10 protein-coding genes and 2 pseudogenes are annotated in these 9,489 nt (G+C 42.2%); 11 read left to right on the top strand and 1 reads right to left on the bottom strand.

The genetic code is table 11. The annotated features are described in order from the left end of the window. The 10 genes from QZV86_RS12450 to rfbB form a co-directional block, all read left to right on the top strand. A partial coding sequence (locus QZV86_RS12450; RefSeq protein ID WP_295628681.1) for a chemotaxis protein CheW occupies positions 1 to 2,156 on the top strand: 2,156 nt, incomplete at its 5' end. Positions 2,157 to 2,222: 66 nt separating this feature from the next. Continuing rightward, positions 2,223 to 2,417 carry a hypothetical protein gene (locus tag QZV86_RS12455; RefSeq protein ID WP_295628683.1) on the top strand — a complete coding sequence of 65 codons (195 nt, stop codon included), beginning with the start codon at positions 2,223 to 2,225 and terminating at the stop codon, positions 2,415 to 2,417. A gap of 261 nt (positions 2,418 to 2,678) precedes the next feature. Then, a complete protein-coding gene (locus QZV86_RS12460; RefSeq protein WP_295628685.1) occupies positions 2,679 to 3,551 on the top strand; it encodes a CheR family methyltransferase in 873 nt (290 codons plus the stop codon). 4 nt (positions 3,552 to 3,555) lie between these two features. Beyond that, positions 3,556 to 4,167, top strand: coding sequence for a chemoreceptor glutamine deamidase CheD (cheD, locus tag QZV86_RS12465; protein ID WP_295628687.1), 612 nt, complete (start codon positions 3,556 to 3,558; stop codon positions 4,165 to 4,167). Between the two features lie 36 nt (positions 4,168 to 4,203). Continuing rightward, a complete protein-coding gene (locus QZV86_RS12470) occupies positions 4,204 to 5,283 on the top strand; it encodes a chemotaxis response regulator protein-glutamate methylesterase (RefSeq protein WP_295628689.1) in 1,080 nt (359 codons plus the stop codon). A gap of 53 nt (positions 5,284 to 5,336) precedes the next feature. Then, positions 5,337 to 5,831: an NlpC/P60 family protein gene (locus QZV86_RS12475; protein WP_295628691.1), complete on the top strand. Its 495-nt coding sequence runs from the start codon at positions 5,337 to 5,339 to the stop codon at positions 5,829 to 5,831. A gap of 138 nt (positions 5,832 to 5,969) precedes the next feature. Then, complete coding sequence (locus QZV86_RS12480; protein ID WP_295628693.1) at positions 5,970 to 6,284, top strand: DUF4389 domain-containing protein; 315 nt, start codon at positions 5,970 to 5,972, stop codon at positions 6,282 to 6,284. Between the two features lie 39 nt (positions 6,285 to 6,323). Further along, positions 6,324 to 6,497 (top strand): hypothetical protein, encoded by a 174-nt coding sequence (locus tag QZV86_RS12485; protein ID WP_295628696.1) that lies wholly within the window; start codon positions 6,324 to 6,326, stop codon positions 6,495 to 6,497. Positions 6,498 to 6,820: 323 nt separating this feature from the next. Next, positions 6,821 to 7,720: a dTDP-4-dehydrorhamnose reductase gene (rfbD, locus tag QZV86_RS12490; protein WP_295628699.1), complete on the top strand. Its 900-nt coding sequence runs from the start codon at positions 6,821 to 6,823 to the stop codon at positions 7,718 to 7,720. Next, positions 7,704 to 8,798, top strand: coding sequence for a dTDP-glucose 4,6-dehydratase (gene rfbB, locus QZV86_RS12495; RefSeq protein WP_295628702.1), 1,095 nt, complete (start codon positions 7,704 to 7,706; stop codon positions 8,796 to 8,798). Before rfbD ends, rfbB begins: the two co-directional genes overlap by 17 nt. A gap of 142 nt (positions 8,799 to 8,940) precedes the next feature. Here rfbB and QZV86_RS12500 read toward each other — a convergent pair. After that, positions 8,941 to 9,129 (bottom strand): annotated as a pseudogene (locus QZV86_RS12500) (ATP-binding protein); the annotation flags it as partial. A gap of 86 nt (positions 9,130 to 9,215) precedes the next feature. Here QZV86_RS12500 and QZV86_RS12505 point away from each other — a divergent pair. Continuing rightward, positions 9,216 to 9,437 (top strand): annotated as a pseudogene (locus QZV86_RS12505) (IS5/IS1182 family transposase); the annotation flags it as partial. Between the last annotated feature and the right edge of the window lie 52 nt (positions 9,438 to 9,489).

A 9,489-nucleotide genomic window follows, 5' to 3' on the forward strand; every position in this document is an offset into this window, starting at 1 on the left:
GGCTACACCGCTTTCTCCTCACTTGTCATACACCAGAAATAATCATAGCTCATGTAAATTCGCCGGATTTGGAAGACTTAAACGCTATATTTCGTGCTGCTCATTCTATTAAAGGTGGAGCAGGTACATTTGGTTTTACAGATATGACGGAGATGACGCATATGTTGGAAACACTGCTTGATAGATTGCGCAAGGGCGAGCTTAAAGTACGTAGCGAGATGGTCGATGCTTTTCTAGAGGCTGGAGACGTTATCAAAGCACAATTGGCCGGACATCGTGGAGAAGGACAAGCTGATCCCGCTGCTGTTGAAGCAGTTTGCGAGGAGCTTAAGAAATTGAGTGAGAACGCGCAGGAGGTTGTATCGGTAGAGGATATAAAAGCAATTGTTTCTGATGCTGATGCTGATGCTGAAGCCAAATCAGTGTCGGGAGAGACTGATGTAGAGTCAATGGCAGAAAAAGATTCTCAAGAAAACACTGCGACACGACTTAGTTTTAGTATCGAATTTTCCAGTACTGATTTGAGTAGTGCCACATTTGAGAATTTACTCGCCAATTTGAAGGAATTGGGTAATCTGGAGAATCTTACGCCTGTAAATGCGGAGGAGTGCTATAAATTAGTGCTGACCACAAGTAGTAGCGAGGAAGATGTTTGGGAAACTTTGGTGTTCGTGGTTGATCCCGCAAGCCTGAAAATTAAAGCAGTTACGTTTGATAGTGCTCAAGCTAAGGCAACAGAAATTGAAACCTCTAATGGATCAGCTAGTAATGCAGAATCTTTAGCAGAAGAAGATGCGCTAAAGTATAGGATGCCACCTACTCCAGGTTATGGATTTTTTCCCGGTGCACCTGCTGCGCCGAAGGATATAGAAGATTCAAAAATTAGTTTGGGCCAGACACAGTTGCCGAATACAGATGGTAACAAAAATGAGTCTCAAGCGACAAATAAATCTTCTGCAAAAGCTAATATAGCGGCGGCTAGTGAAGCTTCATCTATCAGAGTCAGCATAGAAAAAGTTGATCAAATGATTAACTTGGTCGGAGAGCTGGTCATTACTCAAGCAATGCTTGCTCAGACAGCTTCTCAGTATGATCCGGTACTGTTCGAGAAGTTGTACAGCGGAATGAGTCAATTAGAGCGAAATACACGAGATTTGCAAGAATCTGTGATGTCAATCCGTATGATGCCAATCAGTTTTGTATTTAGCCGATATCCGCGAGTTGTTCGTGATTTTGCCGCGAAACTGAATAAGCGTGTGGAGTTGAGGACTGTTGGTGAGAATACAGAACTCGATAAAGGGTTAATTGAGAAAATTGCTGATCCTTTAACACACTTAGTCAGAAATAGCCTGGATCACGGTGTAGAAGTAGCTGAAAAACGTATAGCTGCTGGTAAGCCAGCGCACGGCACAATAACCCTGCGAGCTTTTCACCAGGGAGGGAGTATTGTTATCGAGGTTAGTGATGATGGCGCAGGACTAAATAGAGGGAAGATTCTTGCCAAAGCAAAAGAACGTGGCTTACCTGTACATGATGCAATGACTGATCAAGAAGTGTGGTTGTTGATATTTGAAGCTGGTTTCTCAACAGCAGACCAAGTTACAGATGTGTCTGGTCGAGGTGTTGGCATGGATGTGGTTAAACGCAATATACAGAGCATGGGGGGGCGTATCGATATTGAATCGACGTTTGGATCTGGTACGCGTATATCCATTCGTTTGCCACTAACGCTGGCCATACTCGATGGATTGTCTGTGGTTGTTGGAGATCAAATGTTTATTGTGCCATTAAATTATATAACCGAGTCATTGCAACCGATGGCCACCGATATTAAAACAGTGAGTGGGAAAGGGCGCGTGGTGCAAGTAAGAGGTGAGTATCTCCCAGTGATTGCATTGCATGAGTTCTTCAATTTGCGTCCTAGCGTAACAGAAATTCATAAAGGAATTCTTGTCATTCTTGAGGCTGAAGGACATAAAGCAGCGTTATTTGTGGATGACTTGGTTGGGCAGCATCAGGTTGTTATCAAGAGCCTTGAGAGTAATTACCGCAGAGTTCAGGGAGCTTCGGGTGCGACTATTATGGGTGATGGCAAAGTTGCGCTCATTCTTGATACCGCAGCTTTAGTAATGGCATCACAGCAAGAGCTCGCGTAGGAAATTCATTACTTATTTGTGTGATGCGTGGCTTATTGATATTTTATGTCAGAACAGGCGTGAACAGTGGAAGACTTGAAGTTGAGGGAAGTTGATTACAGTCAGTTTACTGGGTATCTAAAATGTAGCAGAACATTTAATGTGATCAATTTGGAAGCGGATCAGCTGCGCCCCTACCCTAGATTGAGTTTAGAAACTGATGCCGAATACGTTGTTGGCTTGGGAATGAATGATGAGGTAGTGTGTCGGACTAATCAATAATGTTGTTATTTAAGGTGATTTTCTGTTCGCTTGAGATTAAGGATAGTCCCAATATCTATTAATTGAGAAATTCTATTTATATTCTACCGACACAAGTACCAGGCTTGTCAACGAGCATAGTAGATGTGCCAGTTTGATATCTATGATCTCGAGGGATTAAGGACAGGTATATTAGTTCGATATGCGAAGAAGTGAAGGAACTGAAGGAAGATTTGATACTGTAAACGGTTATCGCAAAATGGCACTTTATCTTGTTTGTGGATGGAAATTATGGGATTGATTACAGATATCGAAGATAGCCTTGAAAGTAAAGCGCGCGAATATAATTTTACTCAGAGTGATTTTGACCGAATTAGAGAGCTGATATATAAGCATGCGGGTATCTCTCTTTCTACAGGTAAGCAGAGCATGGTGTATAGCCGACTTGCCAGAAGATTGCGTGCGACGGGTTTTGATAGTTTTGATGAATACTTGGACTATTTGGAACGTGGAAGCTCGGAAGAGTGGGAAGCGTTTACTAATGCTTTGACAACGAATCTTACAGCTTTTTTCCGTGAGCATCATCATTTTCCCATTCTCGAGAGGCACGTAGAGAAGCGAAAAAATCACAACAAAATTCAACTTTGGTGTAGTGCTTCATCTACTGGCGAAGAGCCATACTCAATGGCGATGGCAATGGTACAGGCGTTTAAATCATACACTCCTCCCGTACATATTCTGGCGACGGATTTGGATACAAACGTTTTGGCGAAAGCCCAAATGGGTATTTATTCAATGGACAAGTTAGAAAAACTACCTAAGGAAAAACTTAAACAGTTTTTTTTAAAAGGCAAAGGCTCTCATGCTGGATCAGCAAAGGTTTGTCCCGAGTTGCAAAATATGATTACGTTTCGGCAATTGAATTTGCTTGATGATAAGTGGCCGATTCGAGGTCCATTTGATGCGATATTCTGCCGTAATGTAATGATCTATTTTGATAAACAGACACAATATAAAATTCTGAAGAAATTTGTGCCATTGCTAACCCCTGACGGATTGTTGTTTGCTGGTCATTCTGAAAGCTTCCAACATGCTACTGATTTATTTAAGTTGCGTGAGAAAACTGTTTATGAATTAACTAATCGGCAGAGGTAATAATATGGCTGAGATCCTTGATGAGCAAATTGCGAGCAATTTATATTTTGACAAAAGCTTTAACCATCAAGCAGTTAAATTGTTACCAGGTGAATACTATGTCACTGATAAGGACATGCTCTTGGTAACTGTGCTCGGCTCATGTGTTGCAGCTTGTATACGTGATTGTTATAGCGGTATCGGCGGTATGAATCATTTTATGCTTCCAGATGGTGGTGCGGACGCGGGTAGTCCGTTAAATGCTTCAGCTCGTTATGGTACGTATGCAATGGAAATACTGATCAATCAGCTGCTCAAATTGGGTGCTCGCAGATGTAACCTCGAGGCTAAAGTATTCGGTGGCGGTAATGTTTTGGATGGGTTGACGGTTGCGAATATCGGCCAGAGGAATGCGGATTTTGTTTTGAAGTTTTTGCAAACCGAAAAAATAAGAGTTGTAGCGCAAGATTTAGTTGATATATTTCCGCGTAAGGTCTATTTTTTTCCAAAAAACAATAAGGTAATGGTAAAGAAATTACGGAATATTCGTAACATGACTATTTCCCAACGTGAGAAAGATTATAGTCAACGCTTGCGCAAGGTTGAAAATGGTGGAGAAATAGAACTATTTTCTTAGCTGAATTTGCTTCTTGAATTTTCTTGAGTTCATATTATGAAAAAAATTTCAGTTCTAGTCGTTGATGATTCAGCACTTATTCGTAAATTATTGAGCGAAATTATTAATAGCCAGCCGGATATGGAAGTCGTTGGGGCCGCAGCTGATCCTCTGGCGGCACGCGAAATGATACGTGCAATGAATCCAGATGTACTGACTTTGGATGTCGAAATGCCTAAAATGGATGGAATTGATTTTCTAGAGAAATTAATGCGATTAAGGCCTATGCCTGTTGTTATGGTTTCAACGCTGACCGAGAAAGGTTCGGACGTAACTTTTCGTGCACTTGAATTAGGTGCGGTTGATTTCGTGTCTAAGCCTAAAATGGATATAGCGTCGGGATTAAAGGAATATAGCAACGAAATTGCAGACAAAATCCGTATCGCGAAGTCAGCTAGACCGAGACGGCATACACCTTTACCAATTACAAGAAGTGTTACTGCAGATGTTGTTCTGCCAACGGTATCAAATCGTATTTCATCGACAGAAAAATTAATTATAGTAGGTGCTTCTACTGGTGGCACAGAAGCAATTAAAGAATTTCTGATTCGTATGCCGCATGATTCACCAGGTATACTTATTACCCAGCATATGCCAGAAGGATTTACCAGGTCATTTGCTAATCGTATGAATGGTCTATGTAAGATATCAGTTGTTGAGGCTCAGGGGGGAGAAAGGGTGCTGCCAGGCCATGCTTTTATCGCACCAGGACATTCGCACTTATTGCTTAAACGTAGTGGTGCAAATTATCTGACTGAGTTAAATCATGGTGAACCAGTGAGTCGACATCGACCCTCAGTTGATGTACTATTTCGTTCAGCAGCAAATTGTGCAGGCAAAAATGCCATTGGTGTGATTCTAACAGGCATGGGAAAAGATGGTGCTGTAGGAATGTTGGAGATGCACAGAGCGGGAGCATATAATTTTGCTCAAGATGAGGCGAGTTGTGTTGTTTTTGGGATGCCAAAAGAAGCTATTGCCGCGGGTGGAGTTAATGAGGTTATTTCATTAAAAGATATGGCTAGATGTGTTCTATCAAAAGTATCTAGTATGGGGTCGCATCGTAACCGTATTTAGCTTGCTTGATTTCCTGGTATTTGATTTAGGATAAAGCGAAAAGTACACTGTCCATGAAAAGATCTGTTTCTCGACTTATTATTTTTGTTGGTATCAGTTTTTTAGTTAGCTGTGGATCAATTCAAAAACGACATTTTTCCAAGCATGAATCTCGTTCTGTTGCCAATAAGCCCCTAGATCCCAGTTACCTGAGAAAAGTACTCTATTCTCACTATAATGAATGGCAGGGCGTGCGTTATCAATATGGTGGACTGAGTCGACGTGGGATAGATTGCTCAGGTTTTGTGCATTTGACGTTTAAGTCAAAACTCGGTAAGAATTTACCAAGAACGACAGGGATGCAAGCAAAAATTGGGCAAGAGGTTAGAAGAGATGATTTAAGGGTTGGAGACTTGGTGTTCTTCAGAGTTGGTAAATCTTCAAATCACGTAGGAATTTATCTGGAGAATAATAAATTTTTACATGCGTCTCAAAAGAAAGGCGTCACAATATCACGGCTTGACCATGTTTATTGGAAATCCAATTACTGGAAATCCGTTCGTATATAACTTGAAATAAAATTGCATTAATTTCCTTCTCGTAGCTTTCCGTATCTTAGTATGAGCCGTGTGGGAGAATCGCTGCTGATATATTGTTTATGTTTTGAGCATTGATAAGTAATCTGCATTATATTGTGGGAAAATGAAATGGATGATGAAATCAAGCAAAGATTACAAAAGAAAGATTTCTGGCAGCGTGGTCTTTATGTTATTTTCTTTATGTTTATCTATGGTTTATCTAATTCTTTAGTTATCTGTGTCGTTTTCTTTCAGTTTGTTACTTTGATAATAAGTGGAAAAACAAATTCCTTGTTACTTGGATTCAGTCAAGGGTTAAATGCATATATTCATCAGATAATTAGTTATTTGTCATTTAATACAGACTTGCGTCCATTTCCATTTAGCGCATGGCCACAGGATACTAATCGTGTTGAATTTACTAATAGCAGTGCAGATGATTGATTGACCATGGTTATCTGGCGCGACAAATAAGCATTTTCGATGCTTTTTGTTGCAAAAGAAGAGAGCACACTGTCGGCAGTTTATCTAGTCGTCCCTGAAAAAGTATCGAAAAACAATTATTCCAGGCAAGCTGCCGGAAAAAAGAGCCAAAAAATGACTAACAGCCATTGTCTCAAGTTTCAGGCAGCAGCGGCCATCAACAGGCTAATGTGATCACCAAGTGTGCCCTTCAGGTAAAATTTTTGGCCATTTGGTAATTCGATTTCAGGTGATCGACAATGGACTCAATCGCTGCACGCCTTCTGTATTGTTTGCGTTTGTTTGTTGACGCCAGCCGAAAATTGACCAAGTAATTCACGTATTCTGTCTAAGTTTTAAACTGGTATCAACAGTCGATTTCAAGTGGTCCGTCAGCGATGTTACACTCTCAATAAAAGATCAATTTGCGCTCAACCTTTCACAACAAGCACTAGAGAAGTTGCCAATCTAAGACAATCTCAGTACTACATGAATACACCCGGAGAATGAAATCTATTATGACCGTATTAATAATAGGTGCAGCAGGTCAATTAGGTACAGAACTTTGTTTACGCAGCAAAGAGCGTGGCTATAGCTTCGTTGGTGTCGATTACAATGAACTTGATATCACAAATGAATCCAATATCCAGGCCTTTGTTGCACATGTAAATCCAACAATTATTATCAACGCCGCCGCTTATACTGCCGTCGACCGCGCTGAGACTGATATTGCTTCGGCGCTTGCCGTCAATCGAGATGGTCCGCTATATCTGGCAAGGTCCTGTGTGAAGGCTGATATACCGCTATTGCACGTTTCTACCGATTACGTGTTTGATGGACAAAAGCCCACGCCATATCAGGAAATAGATGCTCCGAACCCGCAGGGAGCTTATGGCCAGAGCAAGTTAGAAGGTGAAGCTGCTGTTGCCAATACGCTAGATAAATACATAACGCTGCGTACAGCTTGGGTATTCTCAGCCACAGGCCAGAATTTCGTCCGTACTATATTGCGCCTTGCTAAACAGCGTGATGAACTGAGTGTTGTTGCTGACCAAACCGGCGCGCCAACCTGGGCAGGTGATATCGCTGAGGTCCTGTTGGAAATTGTCGATCGAATACACCAGAAGAAGGCTATCTCTTGGGGGCTGTATCATTACACCGGAGTCCCTGTCACCACATGGCACACTTTTGCTGAAATCATTTGTCAACAGGCTTTTGAGCTAGGCATGCTGAGAAAGAAACCGTTTATCAAGCCCATCAGAACATCTGAATATCCCACCGCCGCCAAGCGTCCGCAGAACTCAGCGTTGGTATGTGCGCGCATTCAAGAAGAATTGCTTATTTCTCAAGCAGACTGGCGAAAAGGGTTAGAACAAGTATTAATTCAATGGAAAAAAAACGATGAATTATCAACCTAAGCATTTATTAGTGACGGGTGGCGCTGGATTTATTGGCAGCAACTTCGTGCATTATTGGTTGCAGAAATATCCTGACAGCCAGGTTACTGTACTGGATGCGCTTACCTATGCCGGAAACTTACAAAATCTAAAAAGTATACAAAACAACAAGGCTTACAGTTTTGTGCGCGGCGACATTCTTGATGCCGTATTGGTAGAAAAATTATTGCACGATGCTTCGATTGATACCTTAGTGCACTTTGCTGCAGAAAGTCATGTGGATCGATCAATTCTCGGGCCAGATGCCTTTCTTAAAACTAATATAGAAGGCACACATTCGCTGCTAAAAGCCGCCAAAAAAATATGGCTTGATGCGGGTAAAACAACTCATCGCTTTCACCATGTATCCACGGACGAAGTTTATGGTACGCTCACGCCTGACGCCCCTGCATTTACTGAGCAGCATCAATATCTGCCTAATTCGCCCTATGCAGCCAGCAAGGCATCTTCGGATCACATAGTGCGCAGTTACCACCATACTTACGGTCTCAATACCACCATCAGCAACTGTTCAAATAACTATGGCCCGTATCATTTTCCAGAAAAACTAATTCCTTTAATGATCGTCAACTGTCTCGAAGGGAAACCCTTACCGATTTATGGCGATGGTAAACAGATTCGAGACTGGCTCTATGTTGAGGATCATTGTCGTGGTATAGAACGTGTTCTCCTGAATGGAGAGGTGGGTGAGGTCTATAACATCGGCGGCAACAATGAGTGGGCGAATATCGATATTGTTACATTCGTCTGCCAGCTGATGGACAAATACCACCCTTACGGCGCACCACATACCAAATTAATCACTCATGTCACTGACCGTCCTGGACATGATCGCAGATATGCCATTGATGCCACCAAAATCATGGATCAACTATCCTACAAGCCATTGGAGACATTTGAAACCGGCATCCACAAAACGGTGCAGTGGTATCTCGATAACGAGGACTGGTGGCGTGGTGTTATGGACAATAGTTACAAAGAATGGCTAGACACGAACTATTCTGATAAAAAAACACGGTCACAAACAAACGAGTGTTGATACCGGCTTAAAATTGACCACCCATTACGGTTGAAAATTGACCAGGGGAAAACAGAACGTAGGATACTACGCATCTGTGGACAAGTCGACTCAGACTGAGTTGGTGTTTTGCCTCCTGTTGATGTTTTTGTTTAGTTGTAATTTACTGCAAATTAGCCAGATTTTCTTCTGGTGAGTATTTTTCTTTTTCCCGCTGCTGTATTCTGATCTTTGCATTGGCAGTGTTTTGCTTGTAGCGGAAAGACTCGTTGCCGGTTTCGATGATGTGGCAATGGTGTGTGAGTCGATCCAGCAGCGCGGTGGCCATTTTGGCGTCGATGAATACGTTGCTGTTGACACCGGTTGAAAATTGACCAGGTAATTCACGTATTCTGCCTAAATTTTAGGCAGGAGAATTTAAGAGATGATTACCATGGTTATGCCCATGCCAAGCAATTTCGCCGCATGCGCAAAGCCGTTAAACGCCAACGCACGATCCTTGGTATCGTGCTGCGAGAGATCAAGCGGAAACTGGTGACGGCAGAACTGGAGTGCTCCGCATCGTTCCAACATCTGAATACGCTGCTGGAGCGAGCACAGCGGATTCACCAGCAGCAGCCGAAAGACAAGAACAAACTCTACGCACTGCATGCTCCGGAAGAGCTATAGTCAAATCTGGTGTATGAGAATCAAGCGACCTGCTGTTTTTGAT

Source organism: uncultured Nitrosomonas sp., assembly GCF_902826915.1.
Taxonomy (GTDB): domain Bacteria; phylum Pseudomonadota; class Gammaproteobacteria; order Burkholderiales; family Nitrosomonadaceae; genus Nitrosomonas.